Below are 20,334 nucleotides of genomic sequence, written 5' to 3' on the forward strand. Positions count from 1 at the left end.
CGGTCGTCATTGCCGGGCCCGATCCGGCAATCCATGCCATGGCTTTAGCTTCCACATGAACCTTGTAGTTTGAGACGTCATGGCATGGATCTCATGGTCGAGCCAAGGATGACGTAGATCGGGGAAAATCTGGCGACCTCAAGGCTGAAGCAAAAAGTTCTTCAGGAAGAGGCCCGAAGAAGGGGTGTCATTCAGAAGATGACGGATTAATCCCCTACCGGCTGCTCCAGCGGGAAAACAGCGAGGTGGACAAGGCCCTGGTGCTGTTCTCCTCGCGAATGACCAGCTCACCGGATTCCAGCAACCCGCCCTGTTGATGCAGCGTTTCGGCCATCAGCTCGTGAATGGAGACGAAACTGGAGCGGATGGCATAGGCCGTCAGGATCATGAACAGCGCGTCCTTTGCCAGGAGCTTCTGCAGATCGGCCAGCATGCCGGGAAGGCTGGTATAGATGTCCCAGACTTCGCCCTTTGGACCGCGGCCGTATTTCGGCGGATCCAGGATAATGCCGTCATAGGTGTTGCCGCGGCGGACCTCCCTGGCGACAAACTTGGAGGCGTCTTCGCAGATCCAGCGGATCGGCAGATCCTCAAGCCCCGACATGGCCTGGTTTTCCCTGGCATAACCGATGGCCTTCTTGGAGGCATCGACATGGGTGACCTGGGCGCCCTCGGTCGCCGGTAGCAGCGAGGCAAGACCGGTATAGCCGAAGAGGTTCAGGATCTTCAGCGGCTTGTCCGGATTGCGTTCACGCTCTGCGCGGATCTTGCCGTTGACCCAGTCCCAGTGGGCGGCCTGCTCGGGAAAGACGCCGACATGGCGGAACGACATGAAGCGGCCGTTGTAGCGAGCAGGACCGTAGGACATCGGCCAGGTTTCCGGCACGTTGCCGGAAAACTTCCAGCGGCCGGGGCCTTCCTCTTCCGTATCGCCCGAAAAGACAGCGTCGGCCCGGTTCCAGACGCTTTCCTTCTGACGTCTTGTCCCCATCGCCTGGGGTTCCGGGCGCACGATGGTGAAGCGGCCATAGCGCTCCAGCTTCTGACCTTCGCCCATGTCAAGCAGCCGATAGTCTTTCCAGCCCTTTGTCTCCAGGATCACCGGCCACGACTGAACGGGCGGCTTGCCGGAAGGAGCAAAGGAGGGGGCGCTGGTCTGGTCCGCCACGTGTTTCTCTCGTTTGTCTGAGTTTTGGAAATTGGTTCCGCTCTAGTCGGCATGCGCCTTGAGGTCAACGTTTTGCACTCGAAAAGGCAAAGAAAAGGGCGGGGAGCCGAAGCTCTCCCGCCCGATTGTTGCAAGGACCTCAGATCAGGCGGCTGCCACCTCGGAGAGGAACTGCTCGACTTCCTGTTTCAATTCGTCGGTCTTCTGGGTCAGTTCGCCGGAGGCGGACAGAACCATGTCCGCTGAAGACGAGGTCTGGTCGACGGCCTGGGACAGCTGCGTCATGGACGAGGAGACGGCTCCCGTGCCTTCCGCGGCCCGCTGGACATTCTGCGAAATTTCCGCAGTTGCGGCGCCCTGCTGTTCGACTGCCGAGGCAATGGCGGTGGTGTAGGAGTTCACTTCCGTCATGGTTTCCGCGATTTCGCCGATCGCAACCACGGATTCCTTGGTGGCGTTCTGGATCTCGGTGATCTGCGAGGAGATCTCTTCGGTTGCCTTGGAGGTCTGGGTTGCAAGCTCCTTCACCTCCGCGGCAACAACCGCAAAGCCCTTGCCGGCTTCACCTGCACGCGCCGCCTCGATGGTGGCGTTCAGGGCCAGGAGGTTGGTCTGTTCGGCAATGGCCTGGATGAGCGTGACCACTTCGCCGATCTTGGTGGCCGCTTCCGCAAGCCCCTCGACCTTCTCGTTGGTGATCCGGGTGCCTGTGTTGGCCCGATCGACGATTTCGGTGGTCTGGGCAACCTGCCTTGAAATCTCGCCGATGGAGGCCGCCAGCTCTTCTGCAGCACTTGCCACGGTCTGAACGTTGTTGGTGGTCTCGTTCGAGGAGGCCTGCGTCTCGCTGGCATAGCCGGCGCTGTCGCGGGCAATCTCGGTCAGGGCCTGAGCGGTGGAGTCCAGGCTGCCGGCAGTCGTTTCCACGGAGCCGAGGGCTTCTTCGGCGGTTGAGCGGAAGGACTGGATCATCGCATCGATGCGTTCCTGGCGTTGCTGGCGGGCCGCTTCTTCCTGTGCGTTTTGCTCCTGAAGCTGGGCGCGCTCGATGGCGTTGTCGCGGAACACCTGGACCGTCCGGCTCATGTCGCCGATTTCGTCACCCCGGTCGCGGCCAGGAATTTCGACTTCATTGTCGCCATTGGCCAGGCGGTCCATCACGTTGGTGATGGTGCGGATCGGGCGGGTGATGGCCAGGTTGAGCACGAAGGCCAGGCCGATGCCGCCAAGAATGGCCAGCAGGATGGTCGTTGCGATTTGCAGCTCCGCAGAGCTCGAGGCGGCGTTGGCCGCTTTCGACTGGGCGTCGGAAATCGCGGTGATGTCTGCGTTGACCCGACGGGTCAGGTCGTCGAGCTGGGCGCGCTTGTCCGTCAGGTCCTTCTTGGTTTTCACCATGTCCTTGAAGGAATGGTCGAGCGAGGCAACGGAGACCGGGATCGCCTTGATCGCATCGCCTGCGGACGGCAGGATCATGGCGTATTTCACCATATCCTTTTCAAGGTTTGCCAGGGCGGCGATGCTTTTTTCGACCTTGGTAATGTCAGAGGAGCCAAATGCACCGAACAGGAAAAGGGTTTCCGCGCGGGCTGCCAGGGCCAGCTCGTTGAGCTTGGTCGCCTTTGCCGCAATCGACCGGACGGTTGCCAGCCGTGTAGACGCCGTCAACGCGTCCGTCTTGGCCTTGGAGACGACCGGATTGACCTGGCCGAGAATCTCCTTGGTATACGTGTCGACACCTTCAATCGCCGTGCCGACCGCAAGGCGCGCCTCGTAGGCTTCGGAGAAGCCGAGGTCCGTGGTGAGTCTCTCCAGGGCCTTGTTAAGCAAGCCGGCCTGTTTCTTCAGCTGCCCGAGGGATTTCTTCTTGATGCCGTCAATCTGCTTGTAGCCCATCTGCTTGGTTGTGCTGACAAGGTCGCGGGCGATGTCGATGGCGACAGTCAGATTGTCACCGTCGATATTGCCGTTGCCTTCCAGATAGAGCAGTTTCACCCGAACGACTTCATCCTTCAGCTGAAAGACGCTGAACTGCAGCTGATTGGCATCATCCAGGCGGCTGTTGGCGGAAAACGCCTCTGAACTGATTTTCTTTTCTTCCGCTGCAACGGCATCGCTGATGCTGGTGGCCAGTGCTTCCAGATCGGCCGTGCTCTGCTGCAGCGTGGCAAGCCGCTCGACTTGCTGTTCGGTCTGTGAGACCACTTCCGCGAAAGTCTGCTCAAACTCGTTCACGGCTTCGTTGGCACCGGAGACCTGTGCTTCCGAGGTTTCATCGCCGGTGACACCCGACCCCAGAGTTGCCAGCTCGTCCTTGAGCTTGGCAATCTCGTCGCCAACGGCTTTGCTGAGGTCTGCGCTCGGATTGTTGAGATAGTCCTCCCGCTGCAGCGAGGTCGCGGACACTTGCGCGGCTACCTTGGCAGCCTGGTCAGCCACATCGAAACGCGAGGCGAGGCTGTGTATTGCCAGGAAACCGACGCCGCCAACCACTGCCGTCAACAGCAACACGGCCAAAAAACCGCCACCGACTTTAAACCCGAATTTCAAGTCGGTCAGAACCTTCAATAGTCTCTTCATTTCGTCCCCGCACAGCCGGAATCAAGGCATTTCGCTGTTATTATTGCGGAGGGCGATGAAGATTAGGTAAATATTGAAAATTCTCTTCAGGTACTACGTAATTTTATTTCTTATTACATGTTAACGGAGTTTAACTTTTGGTGAGTAATTAAATAAACTCAAACAATAAATTTATGGTTGTATTCTCTCGTTACACATGCTGGCCGCCGTTGATGTGGATTTCCGACCCGCTGACATACGAGGATTTGTTGGAGCACAGGTAATAGATTGTATCCGCGACCTCAGCCGGAAGACCGAGGCGTCGCAGCGGAATATCGTCGATCATCTTTTCGGTGCCGGGGGACAGAATGGCCGTGTCGATTTCTCCAGGGGCAATGGCGTTGACCCGGATGCCATGAGGTCCGAAATCGGCAGCCATTTCCCGGGTGAGGGAAGCAAGGGCAGCTTTCGACGTTGCATAGGCCGTGCCGGCAAAGGGGTGAACACGCATTCCGGCAATGGAGGTCACGTTGACCACGGACCCGGCCGCGTTCTTGAGCTCCTGGAACAGTCCACGCCCAAGCAGGATAGGCGCGAAGAAATTCACCTGAAACACGGTGCGCCACTCATGCATTGCTGTCGTCAGGGAATCGAGCCGTTCGCCTTCCCCACCTTTCGGGCTGATGCCGGCATTGTTGACCAGCGCGCTGAGGCGGGAGCCATTCGCCTCAAGCCGCTTGCGGATCTCCTGAACCGCAAAGCCCAGATTTTCCGGATCCGACAGATCGACCTGGATGTGGTCTTCCGGGCCCATCGGCCAGGGGCACTTGTCAGAAAACGCCTGCCGGGAGCATGTGATCACCCGCCAGCCTTCAGCGGAAAACCGCTTGACGGTTGCGTGGCCGATCCCCCGGCTGGCGCCGGTCAGGACGAGAGTTGGCCGGTCATCCAGCATGGGCTTGCCGTTCATGTCATTCCCTTGTTAGCGTGTCGAGGGTCCGGAAAAAGTTGACTCTCATGGTCGAGTTTCGATATTGCGCTGGAATTCGTCAATGACAATATGTCGTCAACTGACCGCAATGACCAACCTGTCCGCATATGAGGACGCGCGCCGGATCCTGCAATGATCATATGCTCCTGTAATGTCCTGTCTGACAAGCAGCTTCGCGAAGCCGCGGCGGAAATGCGCGCAGATCCGAACGGCAAGGTGCCGACGCCTGGTGCGGTTTTCCGGCATCTTGGCTGCCGCCCGCGCTGCGGTGGATGTTTTCCGGCGGTGATTGACATTATTCACGAAAAAAGCTCTGAAGAGGGTGAGGAATCGAAACCGGTGCGGCTGCGCGAAAAACGCGCGGTCAGCCGGTAAATCAGGAGAGGGCCGATGAAGGGCGACGCGCGCGTTATCGAATATCTGAACAAATCCCTGCGCCATGAGCTGACGGTAGTCAATCAGTTCTGGGTTCATGCCCGCCTTTTGGAAGACTGGGGCTACAGCAAGCTTGCTGCCAAGGAACTGGAAGAAGCGGACGAAGAGCGTCAGCACGCCCAGGAACTGATGGACCGCATCATCTTCCTGGAGGGCCTGCCGAACCTGCAGACCCTTGACCCGTTGCGCATTGGCCAGTCCCTGAAGGAGTGCCTGGAAGGCGATCTGGCAGCCGAGTATGTTGCGCGCGCGCTCTACAAGGAAGCGCGTGAAGTCTGCCGTGAGCTTGGTGACTATGTCACGATGGCCATGTTCGAGCGTCTGCTCGGCGATGAGGAAGGCCACATCGACTTCCTGGAAACCCAGCTTGGTCTGATCGAGCAGATCGGCATCGACAACTACGCGATGCTGCAGGCAAATTCCGCAGACCAGGCGGAATAACAGCTTCCGACCGGCCCCGGTTATCCCGGGGCCGGTCCACTCAGCGGCGCAGATCAACGATCCGCGCAGCCTTCAGAGTTGGCCCAGGTGCAGAACCTTGCCACCGGCAGCCTTTGCGTCTTCTTCATCATGGCTGACCAGCAGGACAGGCAGGGACTTTTCCTTCGCCAGATCGAAGACCTGCGCACGGATGTCGGCACGCCGCGCGGTGTCCAGACTGGAAAACGGTTCATCCAGTAGCAGCGCCTTCGGGTTGGCAAGAAGCGTCCGCATGAGCGCGACCCGGGTCTGCTGCCCGCCGGAAAGGGTTGCCGGATCACGATTGGCGAACCCTGCCAGGCCAACGTCGGCAAGGGCCTGTTCCGCCATGTCGCGGCGCATCGCACGCCGCCGGATGTCAGCGGGGATGGCGAACATCAGGTTTTGCAGCACCGACATATGCGGGAACAACAGCGGCGACTGGAACATCAGGCCGATGTGACGGTCCTGAGCGGGCAAGCCGGTCAGGTCCCGATCATTCAGCAACACGCGTCCCGTTGCCGAAAAGTCCGGCCGCAGGAAACCCGCAATAAAATCCAGCAGACTGGATTTGCCGCTTCCGCTTTCCCCCATGATGGTCAGAACCTCGCCAGGTGCGATCCGGCAGTCGATCGACAGGAGAAGACGGTCGTCCAGCCGAAGGCTCACACCTTCAAGGACAAGACCGGGCAATGTGTCGGCAACACTCAAGGGGATCATCCTTCTTGCAGACGCATGGCCTGACGATTGCGGTGCATGACCGCGGGGATCAAGGCCGCCAGCATAAACCCGGCGAGCGGGATCAGCAGCTGCAGCAGGGCGTAAAGCGCTGCAGCCGACCGGTCGCCGCCGCTCGCAAGAGCGACACTTTCCGTCGTCACCGTCACGATGCGCCCGGCACCGATCAAAAGCGTTGGCAGGTATTGCCCGACGGAGACCGCTGCCGCGACGGCGAAGGTGACAAGAACCGGCCGCAGCAACAGCGGCAGGCGGATCTGCCAGAAAATGCGTCCGCGTGACGCGCCGATGGACGCCGCAGCCTTTTCAAAGCGCGGGTCCAGCCGGGCCAAGGGATCGCTCAGGGCCAGTACGGCATAGGGAATGACGAACACCAGGTGCGCCAGCAACACGGAGAAAAAACTGCCGCTGAAATCAAGCACCAGAAACAGCAGCTGCAGGCCAAAGAGGAAACTGATCTGCGGCAGCAGAAGTGGCAGAAACACCAGGACTTTCAACCTGGATCCCAATGGTGCGCGATGCGCACTGCGTGCCTCGAGCAACCACAAGGTCAGCGCCGTGGCAAGCATTGCCGCAGCAGTGGCCAGGGCAAGGGTTGCCGTCAGTGCCGGTGCACCCATGGCAAGCGCGTCCGTGATCCGCATCAGGTCCCATCTCTGCGGCAAAAGCGACGGAAACCACCAGGACCGGGCAAAGGACCAGAGCACCAGAACAAGCAGGGAGGCAGCCATCGCACCGATCACTGCTAGCATCGGCAGGAGCCCGCCAATTCGGGTCAGGTGATCTCGCCTGTGACGCCGTCCACTCACCAGCCGGCCGCGCAGCAAAGACGTCAACACCCGTTCCAGCATCAGGTATGTCGCAAGAGCCAAAGCGGTCACGACGAGTTGCAACACGGCTCCGGCGGACGCTGTCAGCCGAAGCGACAGGTCCGGATCGTTCATCCAGGTCACCAGACGGGGAGCGAGGGGGGGCGGTGTCGTTGGCCCGAGGATCACGGCGACGTCGACGACCGAGGTCGCGTAGGCAATGACGGCCAGCATGGGCAGGCGGATCAGGGGGTAGATTTGCGGCAGCACGAGCTTGAAGAAAGTTGCCATGCGTCCGTAGCCAAGGCTGGTGCCGGCCCGGAAATAGTCCCGAATATGGGGCCGGTTCAGCGCGGCCAGCGTCATCAGAAACAGGAACGGAACTTCCTTGGCGACAAGGCCGGCGGTGAGGCTGAGCCCGAGCGGATCATTCAGGATGAGGAGATCTGGCGGCCGGGTCCAGCCGGTCGCCCATGGAGAAAGCGCGCGAACCAGAAACCCGGAGGGCGCGATCAGGAAGGCCAGGCCGATTGCCGCCGCCGCATGCGGCACCGACAGCAGGGGAGACAGGAAACGCGACAGCCGTTGGAAGGTTGCTGTCCCTGACCAGCCGGCGGCAAAGACCAGAACGATACCCAGCGAGAGCAACGAGGCGGCGAGACCCGTTGCCAAACTGAGCAACGCGGATCGAAACAGTCCCGGCATGTCAAGCAGGTTCCGGAACGGTTCCAGCGAGAAGCTGTCAAATCCGAGGACAGGCAGATAACCGAAGGCCGGCAGAAACGTGCCGGCCAGCCCGGCAAGGACCGGACCTGCCAGCAGGATAACAATCAGGACGGTTGGAAGGTCGGTTCGCGCCTGCTGCCTGTCACTCAAGACACCTGTCCGTTCATTCCGCGCCGTAGCGTTTCAACCAGGCTTCCTCAAGCGCCGCGACCCAGCTGGGGTGCGGCTCGGGCAACACAGGGCCGAGCTCCTCTGGTGAGAGGGTCGCCGGACCCAGATCCATCGTATCGAACAGCGCTTTTTCATTGGCGGGCAAGGCACTGACATTGAGGACCGTCGGATCGCCCCAGATGTCCGGATCCTGCTTGCGGGTCTGGGCCATTGGCGTCAGCAGGAAGTCGGCAAATACCCTGGCACCGGCCTTGGCGGAGCTGTTGAAGGGAATGGCGACAAAATGGGTGTTGCCGATCGTGCCACCCTCCAGCACGAAAGTCCGCACGCTGGGCGGCAGTTCGCCATTGGCGATCGCACCGGAGGCGTCGCCCGGGTTGAACGAAAAGGCGATGTCCAGTTCACCGTCCGCCAGCAGCTGGCGCATATGGGCAGCATTTTTCGGGAAGGCCTGCCCCTGCCGCCAGAGCGCGCCATGCAGCGCGTCGAGATAGGCAAACAACGGTGCCGTCATTTCCTCGAACCGGGCCGGGTCGACGGGTCTGCCGAGGGCACCCCTGTCGGGCGCGGTGTCGACAAGCACCTGTTTCAGAAACGTCGTGCCATAGAAATTCGGTGGTTGCGGGTAGGCGAAACGGCCCGGATTGGCCTTTGCAAAACTCAGGAGTTCCTCAAGTGAAGCGGGAGGCGTTTTAAGACGGGCGCTGTCATACATGAACACCAGCTTGGCCATGCCCCAGGGGCTTTCCTGACCGTCGGTCGGCACCGTGAAATCAATCGTCACGGTCGGCTTGTTCTCCACATCGACGTAGCGCCAGTTGGGCAGCGTCTCGGCCCAGCCCTTGTCGGCAAGCAGGCCCTGGTCCTTCATGGCAGCGAAATTCTCACCGTTGATCCAGATAAGATCGACCGCCCCCCCGGAGCTCTTGCCGACGGATTTTTCGGCAAGCACCTGGGAAACGACCGTAGCCGTGTCGCTGACCTTCACATGAAGAACGCGGAGATCATAAAGGCGCGCGACTTCGCGTGCGGCCCAGCCGACATAGGCATTGATGCGCGGTTCACCGCCCCAGGCGTGGAAGTAGACGGTCTGGCCTCTGGCTTCCTCCAGAACGGCCTGCCATTCTGGAGACTGCGCAGGGTCGGCGTCCTGAGCGAACGACGTCTGGGACACCAGCAGCGTGCCCAGAAGACCAAGCGTTGCGGCAAACAGTCGTTTCATCAGATAGTCCTCAAGATTCGTTCCACATAGGGCATCTCTTCGCCGATCCCTCGCGCAACGGGTATGGCACGGTCAAGACAAGGCTTTGTGAACAACTTGAGAGCGTCTCAGACCGGCAGGATGTGCGTGTCCTTGATTTCCTCCATGACCGCATAGGTGTGGGTCTCGCGTACACCGGGAAGGGTCAGCACAACATCCGACAGGAAAGCGCGATAGGCTTCCATGTCCTTGACGCGGCTCTTCATCAGGTAGTCGAAGCCACCGGCCACCATGTGACACTCCAGGATGTCGGGAGCGCGCTCGACGGCGGTCTTGAACGCATCGAAAATCTCCGGCGAGGTGCGCTCCAGCCGGATCTCGACAAAGACCAGCAGGCCGCGATCGATCTTCTTCGGATCGAGACTGGCGGAGAACCGTTCGATGTAGCCGTCACGCACCAACCGCTTCATGCGCTCGGCTGTTGCGGTGGCCGACAGGCTGATCCGCTCGGACAGATCCGTGTTGGTTATGCGGGCATCTTCCTGAAGAACCTTCAGAATACGCCGGTCTATCGCATCAAGCATAGTGAATTTCTCTAAAAATTTCTATTCAACCAAAATTAACACGGAAAGTGGGCTGAAAAACAGAGAAAACCGGCCATTGAGATCAGGTATTTTAGGGAAATCTAATGACCTGGCCCTGGAGGGGCCCTTTGGGAGGCACTCATGACCGCACAGTCTGCAGCCATGACGACTTTTGAAAACACTGATATCGAACCGTTCCGCGCGGCCTATGCCCCGGACGACAAGCCGCTTGTCGAAGCCCTCTTGAAAGAGGCGAAGGGCGATCCGGTGGTTGAAAAACTGATCGACCAGCGCGCCCGCGGCTACATTGAAGACATGCGCTCCGTCCAGGTCGGCCTTGGTGGGGTCGAGGACTTCATGCGCGAGTTCGGCCTGACGACGCGCGAGGGCCTCGCCATGATGGTGCTGGCGGAGGCGCTGCTGCGTGTGCCGGACGCCCAGACCGCCGACAAGCTGATCGAGGACAAGCTGGCGGCTGCCAAATTCGACGACCCCTCCGGCCCGAAATCCGACACCTGGCTGGTGTCGGCCTCTTCCTGGGCGCTGGGCGTCACCTCACGCCTGCTGCACCCGGGCGACACGCCGCAATCGATCCTCTCAAGTCTGGTGAAACGCATGGGCATGCCGACCGTGCGGGTGGCGACCCGCAAGGCCATGCAGCTGCTCGGGCACCAGTTCGTGCTTGGAGAAACCATCCAGAAGGCGCTGGAACGGGCCAAGGCACAGGAAGCCAAGGGGTACCGCTATTCCTATGACATGCTGGGTGAGGGCGCACGCACCGCTAAGGATGCCGAACGCTACTTCCAGTCCTATGCCAATGCCATTGAAGCCATTGGCAAGTCCGCCGGCAACAAGGATCTGCCGGAGCGGCCGGGCATTTCGGTGAAACTGTCGGCGCTGCATCCGCGCTATGAGGCCGTCAATGGCGAGCGTGTGCGCGATGAACTCCTGCCGAAACTGCGCGAACTGGTCCAGATGGCCAAGGACCGCAATCTCAACTTCACCGTCGATGCCGAAGAAGCCGATCGCCTGGAGATCTCCCTCGACGTCATTGCCATGCTGTTGAATGACCCGGTTACCGAAGGCTGGGACGGCTTTGGCCTTGCGGTGCAGGCCTATCAGAAACGCGGCGTGGAAGTGATCGACTGGCTGGTCAGGGCCGCGCGCAAGACCAACCGCAAGCTGATGGTACGCCTCGTCAAGGGCGCCTACTGGGATACGGAGATCAAGCACGCCCAGGAAGGCGGCGCCGAGGGCTACCCGGTCTTCACCCGTAAGGCGGCAACCGACCTGTCCTATCTGTGCTGCGCCAAGCGTATGCTGGCCGCGCGCGACGTGCTTTACCCGCAATTTGCCACACATAACGCGTTGACCGTTGCCCAGATCATCGAACTGGCCGGCGGCAAGGCCGAAGGCTACGAGTTCCAGCGCCTCCATGGCATGGGTGAAAGCCTCTACAAGTCGGTTGTCGAGCGGGACGGCTTTCCCTGCCGGATCTACGCCCCGGTCGGCGGTCACAAGGATCTCCTGGCCTATCTTGTGCGCCGGCTTCTGGAAAACGGTGCCAATTCTTCCTTCGTCACCATTGTCGGCGACGCCAATGTGCCGACCGAAGATCTTCTGAAACGGCCCGAGCAGCTGCTTGACCATGGCCACCACGCGGTCAACCGCTCGATCCCGTTGCCAAAGGAGCTCTATGGCGCCAGCCGTGACAATTCCGATGGCATCGAGTTCGGCTGGGCTGCTGAGCGCAATCTTCTGACCAGCGGCATGGCCAAAACCACGGCCCCCTTCACCGAAGCGGGCCCGCTCGGCGCAGGGTTGACGGCGGCAGGGGACACCCATCCCGTCTTTGCGCCGATGGATGGCAGCACCAGGGTCGGCACGGTCCGCTTTGCCGACAGGGAAACGGCGCAAAAGGCCATCATGAACGCGCAAAAGGGGTTCGAGGCCTGGTCCAGGCGCCCGGTTGAAGAGCGGGCGGCGGCGCTCGACAAGGTCGGTGATCTCCTGGAAGAACATCGCGACCGGTTGATGATGATCCTCTCCATGGAAGCCGGGAAATGCCTGACGGACGGCATTGCCGAAATCCGCGAGGCGGTCGATTTCTGCCGTTATTATGCGGCCGAGGCGCGCGCGCAATTTGGCGAAGGCCGGCTGATGCCCGGACCGACCGGCGAGGAAAACCGCTACCGCTACCGCGGCCGCGGCGTCTTCGTCTGCATCTCGCCCTGGAACTTCCCGCTGGCGATCTTCCTTGGCCAGATCAGCGCCGCACTTCTGGCCGGCAATGCCGTTGTCGCCAAGCCGGCGGAACAGACGCCGCTGATTGCCTTTGAAACCGCGAAGCTGATGTATCAGGCCGGCGTGCCGGAAGATGCCTTCTACCTGCTGCCCGGTGAAGGCGATGTCGGCGCGGCGCTGACCTCCCATCCGGCCGTGGCAGGTGTGGCCTTTACGGGCTCCACCGAAACCGCCTGGGCGATCAACGGCACGCTGGCGACCAAACGCGGCCCGATCGTGCCGCTGATTGCCGAAACCGGCGGCATCAACGCCATGATCGTTGACGCAACGGCCCTGCCCGAACAGGTCTGCGACGATGTCATGATGTCGGCCTTCCGCTCCGCCGGTCAGCGCTGCTCGGCCCTGCGTCTGCTCTATGTCCAGGAAGATGTCGCCGACAGCCTGCTGGCCATGCTGGAAGGCGCGGCGAAGGAGCTCAGCCTCGGCGATCCGCGCCTGCCGTCAACCGATATCGGCCCGGTCATCGACGACGAGGCCCGCGACAACATCCGGGCACATGTCGATGACATGAAGGAAAGCCAGAAGCTGCGCTTTGCTGGTGTCACTCCGCAGGGCAAACTCGCCAACGGTTCCTGGGTGGCGCCGCACATCATCGAGCTCGACAAGGCCGAGGCGCTGACGCGGGAAGTCTTCGGACCGGTGCTGCATGTTGTGCGTTACAAGGCCAGTGATCTCGACAAGGTGCTCGACCAGATCGCCGGCACCGGCTACGGCCTGACGCTCGGGGTGCACAGCCGCATCGATGCGACGGTGAAGAAGGTTGTCGACCGGCTCTCCGTCGGCAATGTCTATGTCAACCGCAACACCATCGGCGCGGTGGTCGGCACCCAGCCCTTCGGCGGTTCCGGCCTTTCCGGCACCGGTCCGAAGGCGGGCGGCCCGTCCTATCTGACAAGGTTCGCGCTGGAACAGGTCGTCTCGATCAACACGGCGGCAGCCGGCGGCAATGCCAGCCTGGTGGCCGCGTCGGACGACTGAGGGGAGCACCGCAAGGCGGCAAGGCTGCGGCAAGCAAAATACCCCACCCCTTAACCCCTTCTCCTTGTGGGGAGGGATCAAGGGTGAGGGTGAGCGCCGCAGCCGCCAACCTGAACACATTTAGTGTCCATAAACGCCTCGGTCCGTACGTCCAGCAGGGCAGGCGGATCCGGCTGCGATTTGCTGCTGATCCTTCGAGACGGGGCTTTGGCCCTCCTCAGGATGAGGCTAAAATAAGCGGAAATGGTGGTGAGGTTTCAGTCAGTGCAAGATCCGACATCCTCATGCAGAGGTGGCGGTTTAGCCCTGTCTCCAACGATCATTGCCGCTTACTTCAGCCTCATCCTGAGCAGGCGCGTCAGCGCCGTCTCGAAGGACTGACCGCAAGTGCCCGGTAACACAAATCAGGTCACGTCCCCCGCGGCTTCGCCCGCCTGGTCGCCTCGGCTTCCGTCGGATCGTCCGGCCAGGGGTGTTTGGGGTAGCGGCCCTTCATGTCGGCCTTCACGTCGGCCCAGGAACCGGCCCAGAAACCGGGCAGGTCCTTCGTGATCTGGATGGGCCGCTGTGCCGGCGACAGCAGCTCCAGGATCAACGGTAATCTGCCGTCGCAGACGTTTGGATGGTCCTTCAACCCGAACAGTTCCTGGACCCTGATCGACAGGGTCGGCCCGGCCGCCGCACCATAGTCGATCGGAACCTTGCTGCCCGTCGGTGCCGTGAAATGGGACGGGGCAAGCGCGTCCAGCCGGGCGGCCGTGTCATAGGGCAGGAGCGCCGCCAGCGCGTTTCCTAAAAGCGCAGCATCGATGGCGGCAAGGCTGGTGCAGCCTGCCAGGAACGGCTGCAGCCACGTCTCAAGACTGTCCGTCAACGCGCTGTCGGAGAGATCCGGCATGTCCTCCGCGCCGTTCTCCCGCGCATAGGTCACGCGTTTCTTCAGTCGCTGCTGGTCCTTGCTCCAGGCCAGTCGCGTCACGCCGCGCCGCCGGATTTCGGCAATCAGGGCACGCTCGACGGCGTCAGGGTCCGCCGACCGGATCTGCACGGATTTCAGCTCGACCGCCTTGTAGCGCTTGACCCGTCTTGCTTTCAGCGCCCCGTCACCGGTCAGCTGCACCTCGTCCTCTTCAACAATGTCGGCGGCAAACAAATCCTCGATCTCGTCTTCTGCAATCGGTGCGCAGAGCTGGATGCGGCCTCTGGCCGCCTTGCCCTGGATGTCGGCGACGGTCAGGAACGGCTGGCGGGCAAGACCATGCTCAGGCTCCAGTTCGGCGCCTCTTCCATTGGCAAGCCGGAACCGGCCTGTCTGGCCGCGTTGCTGGGCAACCCGGTCCGGATAGGCGAGTGCCAGTAGCAATCCGGCGCTTTCCGTGTCAAAGTCTGTGTCGCTGCCGCCTGCCTGTTTCAACCAGCGTTCGGCCAGCAGCCGGCCGTCCTTCGCTTTCGGGCACTTGTCGTTTTTCAGGTTTTGCAGGCGCACGCGCAGATCCGGATCGCGTCCGCCAAGACCGGGTTCTGACAGGATCAATGCGATCAGCGCAGCAGTGCGGCCAAGACCGCGGACCGATCCCTCGATTACCATATGTGCCAGACGCGGATGCAGCGGCAGATTTGCAAGTGTCTTGCCGTCGCCGGTCAGCCGCCCGCCGGCATCCAGGGCGTGAAGGTCCTGAAGCAGGGTTCTGGCCTCTTGCCAGGCGGCTTGCGGCGGTGGATCGGCAAAGGTGAGGGCGGCCGGATCGAACGTGCCCCAGGCAGCCAGATCCAGGACCAGACTGGTGAGGTCCGCCTCCAGGATTTCCGGTGCTTCGGCCCGGGGCAGGGCGGCAGTCTGGGCATCGTCCCAGAGCCGGTAACAGACGCCGGGCTCCGTTCGCCCGGCACGGCCACGGCGCTGGTCGGCCGAGGCGCGCGACGCCCGCACGGTTTCAAGACGGGTCAGTCCTGTCTGCGGTTCGTATTTCGGTACCCGTGCGAGACCACTGTCGATCACGACCCGCACGCCTTCAATCGTCAGTGAGGTCTGGGCAATCGCGCTCGCGAGCACGATCTTGCGTTGGCCGCCGGCGGCCGGCCGGATGGCCGCGTCCTGTGACCTGGCGTCGAGGCCGCCATAGAGCGGTGCCACCTGGCAATGGGCGGGGAGCTTGCCGTCCAGCATGTCGGCGGTTCGCCGGATTTCACCCTGTCCCGGCAGGAAGACAAGCACCGAGCCGGTTTCCTCGGTGATGGCCTGACGGATGGCCCGGACGACCTGGGGTTCGATGCGTTCGTTTGGTGACTTGCCGAGATAGCGTGTTTCGACCGGGAAGCTGCGGCCCTTGCTTTCAATGACCGGTGCATCGCCCAGGAGCTTTGAAATGCCGGCAGCATCCAGCGTCGCGGACATGGGGAGAAGGCGGAGGTCGTCACGGAGCGCGGATTGCACGTCCAATGCGAGCGCAAGTCCGAGGTCACCATCGAGAGACCGTTCGTGGAATTCGTCGAACAGGATCGCGGCGACGCCGGTGAGTTCCGGATCGTCCAGGATGAGGCGGGTGAAAACCCCTTCGGTGATCACCTCGATCCGGGTTCTGGCACTGACCCTGGTTTCCATACGGACCCGGTAGCCGACCGTTTCGCCCGGCTTTTCGCCAAGTTCGCCGGCCATGCGCCGGGCAGCAGCGCGTGCGGCCAGACGGCGCGGTTCCAGGACCAGGATCTTGCCGTCACCGCGCCAGCCGGCCCTCAGGAGGGCCAGGGGAACGCGCGTGGTCTTGCCCGCACCGGGCTCGGCGACAAGCACGGCATTGTTGCCGGCGTCAAGCGCCTCCAGCAGTTCCGGCAGGACACCGTCAATCGGCAGCGGTGCCCCGAAGGTCGGGACAAGGGTCATAATGTCGTCAGGCGGCCCCGTTCATCCACTGCCGGCCCTGCATGTCGACGGCAAAGGCGTCCGGCGTGCGGGCAAAGGACGCAAGGCCCTCAAGCGCGGGATCCGGATGGCGCACGATGAAGGTCGGGATCTTGGCCATCAGCGCCTCGTGCGGTGCCTTGGCTTCGAACGCTTCCCGGAAGCCGCCATCTGTCAGGAAACGGGTGATCCGTGGCGTGACGCCGCCGGTCAGGTAGACGCCGCCGCGGGCAAGCACGGTCAGCGCGAAGTCGCCGGCAACGCGGCCAAGCGCGCGGGCAAACACCTCAAGGGTTTTGACGGCGACCGGATCGTTGTTTTCCGCGGCCGCGGTAATGTCGGCGGCGGTGGCAAAACTGCGATCGGCCTTCAGGTGGGCCGCAACGCCGCGCGCCAGGCGCGGCAGGCCGGTGCCGCTCAGGATCTGTTCGGCGCCCAGGCGTTCCCCGACCCGTTCAATATGCGGCCAGAGGTCCATGTCCTCGGCCGTGACGGGCCCGAGCTCCACGTGCCCGCCTTCGCCCGGTACCGGAATCCAGGTGTTGGACGCATAGATCATGGCCGCGGCGCCGAGGCCGGTTCCCGGACCCAAGACGAATTTGGCGCTTTCCTTCCGGATAGCGCCGGAGCCGACCTGTTCGACATCTTCACCGCGATACCCCGGCAGGGCGAGAGCCTGGGCCTCGAAATCGTTGAGCACGATGACTTCTTCTAGACCGAGATCTGCGATCATCTTAAGGGGTTCGATGACCCAGGCCGCATTGGTCAGCGGGATCCGGTCGCCGGTGACCGGGCCGGCCACGGCGATGATCGCGGTGCGAGGCGTCGGGCCGGCCCCGTTCATCACCACTTCGCGGATGGCAGAGGATATGTCGGGATGACCGGCGGTCGCGGTCTTGCCGCACATGCGCGTGGGGGCACTTGCGTCATCCACAAGGGCGAAACGGGCGTTGGTGCCGCCGATGTCGGCAACAAGGACCGGATAGGCAAAGGCTTTGGAACGGGTCGAAAAACTCATGAGGAAACGGCACCGACTTCGGGTGTCTCTGAAGTGGTTCTGAGTCCCTGCAGGCGCGCGGAACGCAGCAGGATGTCAGCGGTCGACGGATTGAGGGCCATCGGCATGTCATAGACAAGCGCAAGCCGCATCAAAGCCTTGACGTCGACATCGTGCGGCATGGGCGACAGGGGATCGACAAAGAAGATCAGACCCTGAAGCTCGCCTTCCGCAATCATCGCGCCGATTTGCTGGTCGCCGCCGAGCGGGCCGCTTTTCAGCCGGGTCAGTTTCAGCTCCGGACAGGCTTCCAGAATCCGGCCGCCGGTCGTTCCGGTGCCGACAAGATTGAAATCGGCCAGCTTCTCCCGATGTCGCAGGGCAAACTCCACCATGACATCCTTCTTGGCGTCATGAGCGACAAGCGCAAGGGTGGGCGTGGCTGTCATCAACAATCCTCTTTGGCGGCGGCAACTGTGAGCCGCATGTGTTTAGCCGCTCAAAGCGCTTTAGGCAAAGGGAGATGCAAAAGCGGAATGCAGAACCTGTCCATAAGGCAGGCCGGTCAGTGCAGAAAAGAAAAAGCCGCGCTCTTTTTCAAGGCGCGGCTCAGTCATCACATAAGGAAACGTGGCGTCAGTCGAACAGATTGCAGCGGATCGGTTCGCGCCCGGAAGCACGCTGGAAATAGGCGTCCGGCTCAGGCAGGTGCAGTCCGGCGATTTCCATGACCAGCTTCATGCGGATCGCATCGGCAAAGCCTTCCTGGCTGCGCACCGGAATTGCGAAGGAGCCCGGGCCGCCGATCACGCAATCCTCATAATAGTGGTCGAGATTGAGCATGGCCTGCCAGGTGTTCTTGTTTGATTTCATCATCAAGGGAAGGCCGTTGATGGTCACACCGGCGGCAACCATCCGGTCCCGCATCTCGGTGACGGAACCACCCTGGTTGTTCGGTCCGTCGCCGGAAATGTCGATCACGCGGCGCAGACCCATGAACTGGTTGTTCTGTACCAGCTGCACGGATTTCTGGAGGGCCGAGGCGATGGAGGTTCGCTGGACCTGGCGCAGCGGAGCTTCGGCGATTTTCGAAGCGAAGTGAGCGGCGGAGGCCTCGTCCTGGATCACGGTCCAGTCGGCAACGATGAAGTGTTCATCGACACCGCCCCATTCCATATAGGTGACGGCAACCCGGCCGATCGGACCGACCTGGATGGCATCAAGGAATTCGCGGGAGGTCAAAGCGGCCACATAGCCGGCGCGCTGGACTTCCTGCTCTTCGGTATCCATGGACTGGGAAATGTCGACCGCCAGGACAAGCTCGACATCGACCTCGTTGGCCGGATCGTAGCTGTATTGCGCCGAGGCGAATGTCATCGGCCGGAAGTCCCGGCTTGAAGCTGGTGCGGCGAAAAGGAGAGCCGCACAGAAGAGAGACAGTATCGTTGTAACTGTCGGTGCACAGTAGTTCTTTGTTATGTCGAGACGCATGGGTTTCTCCTTATGCGAGCCATTCGGCTGCGTTGCCACGTCTCCCCGTTTTATTTTGTTGTTGAATTCCTTATCTTTTCGTTTCTCGTGATTCCTACCTAGGCACTGGCGAATGCCTTGCTTCAGCTTGCGAATTTACTTAGCAAGCTACATGCCAAAAGTAGCTCAGATCCTCTTGCACGGCAAAAGGAAAGTGCACGGAGTGCGTATTATATCCACAGATGGTGTTTCCCTTGGGTAAATGCCAGAGGTTTCGTCTGGCGCGGCGGGTTAACGAATCCTTACGTCTGCGTAAGGGTGTGTTTTTGCGCCTGAAATCGGCCTCAGGAGGCATTTCAATATTTGTTGAAACAAGGCTGCGCGGCTTGAGGAGGAGTGCCTGGGCATCGGACGCGAGCCGTCTGGCGGGATCAACATTTCAAAAAGGAATGCATCAAATGCGCACTCAGTGCAGTGCCTGGCGGGCATGCAGGATGCAAGCAGCCCGGTCGTTTTTGCCGATGGGCTAGGCAGTTTTTGCCGCTTGGGCTCGATTCCGGAGGGAATTCAGGCAGAATTTGCCGCCGCGTAGAAGTGGTGAGTGCACAATGTTGCTGCCTAGAAATGCAGCAACCGGCCAGAAAGTCGGCAGTTTTTTTAGTTGACGGCGACGACAAGGCTCGTCATGATCTGAAGAAATTCTCACTTGGTGAAGAATTTTTCGGATCTCCCGGGAGGAGCCGAAATCTGGAGGCCCCGCAAGAGGGCTGAGGTATTGCCGATCGTGCCGGAAAATACGGTGCTTCGGAAGAGGGGAAGGTGCCACGCAGCATGCAGGCGCGCGACGACGACTGGACATCCTATATGGCCATCCGTGCGGCATGGCTGTCCTTTGTGGGCGGCCGCACGCAGGGAGAGATTGCGTCCCAGCTGGGTGTGTCGCCGGCCAAGGTGCACCGCCTGATCGCCCATGCCCAGAAATCCGGCTTTGTAAAATTCCAGATCGACGGCCGTCCTATGGAATGCCTGGAACTGGAAAAGGAACTGACTCAGCATTTCGGTCTCACCAATTGCATCATTGCGCCGGATCTCGGTGGCGGCGACGACGATACGGCGCTCCGGGCCGTTGCAGTTTCTGCAGCCCAGTTTCTCGGCGGGCTTTTGAGTGGGGCAAGCGTTACCCGGCTGGGCGTTGGCATGGGGCGGACACTGACAGCAGCGGTCGAGGCGCTGCCGAAGTTTGCGCGGACCGATCTTGAAATCATGTCGATCTGCGGCTCCCTGACCAGAACACTCGCTGCCAACCCCTATGACATCGTCCAGAAAATGCAGGAGCGGACCGGTGGCATCGGCTACTACCTGCCCGTGCCCTATTTTGCCGAGAACCAGGACGAGAAGGCGATGTTCCTGACCCAGCGCAGTGTTCAGGATCTAATGGACCGCGCGCGGCAGTCCGATGCGTTCCTGATCGGCATCGGCTCGGTCGAAAACGAAGGCCATCTCGTTCAACGCGGCATGATTTCGAAGAAAGAACAGGAAGAATTGCTGTCGGGCGGCGCGGTCTGTGATTTGATGGGCCGGTTCCTGACGCTGGAAGGAAATCTGGCACCCGATCCGCTCGGCGATTGCGCCGTCGGATTGCACTTTGATGAAGTGCGCGGGCGCCGCGTGATTGCGCTGGTGGGCGGAGAGAGCAAGGTGGAAGCCACCCTGGCTGCTCTGCGCACCGGTGTCATTACCGACCTGGTGACGGATGAGACCCTTGCGAGGGCTCTGAGTGCACGGGCCGGGTTGCAGTTGGCGCAGACCGCATGACGCGGCTGGGTCACGAGGGGAAACGGGCAG

The 20,334-nt window shown here is 61.4% G+C and carries 15 protein-coding genes; 4 read left to right on the plus strand and 11 right to left on the minus strand.

The window, feature by feature from the left end:
• Positions 1 to 214: 214 nt before the first annotated feature.
• The 3 genes from ACO6TG_RS19800 to ACO6TG_RS19810 form a co-directional block, all read right to left on the minus strand.
• Positions 215 to 1,168 (minus strand): class I SAM-dependent methyltransferase, encoded by a 954-nt coding sequence (locus ACO6TG_RS19800; protein ID WP_422374775.1) that lies wholly within the window; start codon positions 1,166 to 1,168, stop codon positions 215 to 217.
• Between the two features lie 144 nt (positions 1,169 to 1,312).
• Positions 1,313 to 3,748 carry a methyl-accepting chemotaxis protein gene (locus ACO6TG_RS19805; protein ID WP_422374776.1) on the minus strand — a complete coding sequence of 812 codons (2,436 nt, stop codon included), beginning with the start codon at positions 3,746 to 3,748 and terminating at the stop codon, positions 1,313 to 1,315.
• A 190-nt stretch (positions 3,749 to 3,938) separates the two neighbouring features.
• Entirely contained in the window at positions 3,939 to 4,697 is a 759-nt protein-coding gene (locus tag ACO6TG_RS19810; RefSeq protein WP_422374777.1) for an SDR family NAD(P)-dependent oxidoreductase, read from the minus strand.
• Between the two features lie 153 nt (positions 4,698 to 4,850).
• On the opposite strand from ACO6TG_RS19810, the gene ACO6TG_RS19815 reads away from it, so the two are divergent.
• The gene (locus ACO6TG_RS19815) at positions 4,851 to 5,093 is read left to right on the plus strand and encodes a (2Fe-2S)-binding protein (protein WP_422374778.1); all 243 of its coding nucleotides are present in this window, start codon (positions 4,851 to 4,853) and stop codon (positions 5,091 to 5,093) included.
• A gap of 15 nt (positions 5,094 to 5,108) precedes the next feature.
• Entirely contained in the window at positions 5,109 to 5,594 is a 486-nt protein-coding gene (bfr, locus tag ACO6TG_RS19820; protein ID WP_422374779.1) for a bacterioferritin, read from the plus strand.
• Between the two features lie 72 nt (positions 5,595 to 5,666).
• Here bfr and ACO6TG_RS19825 read toward each other — a convergent pair whose 3' ends face one another.
• The 4 genes from ACO6TG_RS19825 to ACO6TG_RS19840 all read right to left on the minus strand — a co-directional run bounded on the left by ACO6TG_RS19825 (position 5,667) and on the right by ACO6TG_RS19840 (position 9,841).
• The gene (locus ACO6TG_RS19825; RefSeq protein WP_422374780.1) at positions 5,667 to 6,323 is read right to left on the minus strand and encodes an ATP-binding cassette domain-containing protein; all 657 of its coding nucleotides are present in this window, start codon (positions 6,321 to 6,323) and stop codon (positions 5,667 to 5,669) included.
• A gap of 5 nt (positions 6,324 to 6,328) precedes the next feature.
• On the minus strand, positions 6,329 to 8,035 hold the full coding sequence (locus ACO6TG_RS19830; RefSeq protein ID WP_422374781.1) for an ABC transporter permease: 1,707 nt from the start codon (positions 8,033 to 8,035) through the stop codon (positions 6,329 to 6,331).
• Between the two features lie 13 nt (positions 8,036 to 8,048).
• On the minus strand, positions 8,049 to 9,278 hold the full coding sequence (locus ACO6TG_RS19835) for an ABC transporter substrate-binding protein (RefSeq protein WP_422374782.1): 1,230 nt from the start codon (positions 9,276 to 9,278) through the stop codon (positions 8,049 to 8,051).
• A 107-nt stretch (positions 9,279 to 9,385) separates the two neighbouring features.
• Positions 9,386 to 9,841 (minus strand): Lrp/AsnC ligand binding domain-containing protein, encoded by a 456-nt coding sequence (locus ACO6TG_RS19840; RefSeq protein WP_198338287.1) that lies wholly within the window; start codon positions 9,839 to 9,841, stop codon positions 9,386 to 9,388.
• A 141-nt stretch (positions 9,842 to 9,982) separates the two neighbouring features.
• Here ACO6TG_RS19840 and putA point away from each other — a divergent pair, with 141 nt between their 5' ends.
• A complete protein-coding gene (gene putA, locus ACO6TG_RS19845) occupies positions 9,983 to 13,123 on the plus strand; it encodes a bifunctional proline dehydrogenase/L-glutamate gamma-semialdehyde dehydrogenase PutA (protein WP_422374783.1) in 3,141 nt (1,046 codons plus the stop codon).
• A gap of 409 nt (positions 13,124 to 13,532) precedes the next feature.
• Here the strand turns inward: putA and hrpB are convergent, their stop codons facing one another.
• From hrpB to ACO6TG_RS19865, 4 genes are all read right to left on the minus strand, one after another.
• Positions 13,533 to 16,004, minus strand: coding sequence for an ATP-dependent helicase HrpB (gene hrpB, locus ACO6TG_RS19850; RefSeq protein ID WP_422374784.1), 2,472 nt, complete (start codon positions 16,002 to 16,004; stop codon positions 13,533 to 13,535).
• 7 nt (positions 16,005 to 16,011) lie between these two features.
• A complete protein-coding gene (locus tag ACO6TG_RS19855; protein ID WP_422374785.1) occupies positions 16,012 to 17,040 on the minus strand; it encodes an ROK family protein in 1,029 nt (342 codons plus the stop codon).
• Positions 17,037 to 17,468 (minus strand): methylglyoxal synthase, encoded by a 432-nt coding sequence (locus ACO6TG_RS19860; RefSeq protein ID WP_094073856.1) that lies wholly within the window; start codon positions 17,466 to 17,468, stop codon positions 17,037 to 17,039. The genes ACO6TG_RS19855 and ACO6TG_RS19860 overlap by 4 nt, the downstream gene beginning before the upstream one ends.
• A 187-nt stretch (positions 17,469 to 17,655) precedes the next feature.
• A complete protein-coding gene (locus ACO6TG_RS19865; RefSeq protein WP_094073857.1) occupies positions 17,656 to 18,396 on the minus strand; it encodes a DUF1194 domain-containing protein in 741 nt (246 codons plus the stop codon).
• Between the two features lie 912 nt (positions 18,397 to 19,308).
• On the opposite strand from ACO6TG_RS19865, the gene ACO6TG_RS19870 reads away from it, so the two are divergent.
• Positions 19,309 to 20,304: a sugar-binding transcriptional regulator gene (locus ACO6TG_RS19870; RefSeq protein WP_422374786.1), complete on the plus strand. Its 996-nt coding sequence runs from the start codon at positions 19,309 to 19,311 to the stop codon at positions 20,302 to 20,304.
• The last annotated feature ends 30 nt before the right edge of the window (positions 20,305 to 20,334 follow it).

Source organism: Roseibium sp., assembly GCF_965233565.1.
GTDB lineage: Bacteria > Pseudomonadota > Alphaproteobacteria > Rhizobiales > Stappiaceae > Roseibium.

What these genes read in the sequence shown, in the direction of transcription:
- ACO6TG_RS19805 (WP_422374776.1), bottom strand. Translation starts at nt 3,748, where the DNA reads ATGAAGAGACTATTGAAGGTTCTGACCGACTTGAAATTCGGGTTTAAA.
- ACO6TG_RS19810 (WP_422374777.1), bottom strand. Translation starts at nt 4,697, where the DNA reads ATGAACGGCAAGCCCATGCTGGATGACCGGCCAACTCTCGTCCTGACC.
- ACO6TG_RS19815 (WP_422374778.1), top strand. Translation starts at nt 4,851, where the DNA reads ATGATCATATGCTCCTGTAATGTCCTGTCTGACAAGCAGCTTCGCGAA.
- bfr (WP_422374779.1), top strand. Translation starts at nt 5,109, where the DNA reads ATGAAGGGCGACGCGCGCGTTATCGAATATCTGAACAAATCCCTGCGC.
- ACO6TG_RS19835 (WP_422374782.1), bottom strand. Translation starts at nt 9,278, where the DNA reads ATGAAACGACTGTTTGCCGCAACGCTTGGTCTTCTGGGCACGCTGCTG.
- ACO6TG_RS19840 (WP_198338287.1), bottom strand. Translation starts at nt 9,841, where the DNA reads ATGCTTGATGCGATAGACCGGCGTATTCTGAAGGTTCTTCAGGAAGAT.
- putA (WP_422374783.1), top strand. Translation starts at nt 9,983, where the DNA reads ATGACCGCACAGTCTGCAGCCATGACGACTTTTGAAAACACTGATATC.
- hrpB (WP_422374784.1), bottom strand. Translation starts at nt 16,004, where the DNA reads ATGACCCTTGTCCCGACCTTCGGGGCACCGCTGCCGATTGACGGTGTC.
- ACO6TG_RS19855 (WP_422374785.1), bottom strand. Translation starts at nt 17,040, where the DNA reads ATGAGTTTTTCGACCCGTTCCAAAGCCTTTGCCTATCCGGTCCTTGTT.
- ACO6TG_RS19860 (WP_094073856.1), bottom strand. Translation starts at nt 17,468, where the DNA reads ATGACAGCCACGCCCACCCTTGCGCTTGTCGCTCATGACGCCAAGAAG.
- ACO6TG_RS19865 (WP_094073857.1), bottom strand. Translation starts at nt 18,396, where the DNA reads ATGACATTCGCCTCGGCGCAATACAGCTACGATCCGGCCAACGAGGTC.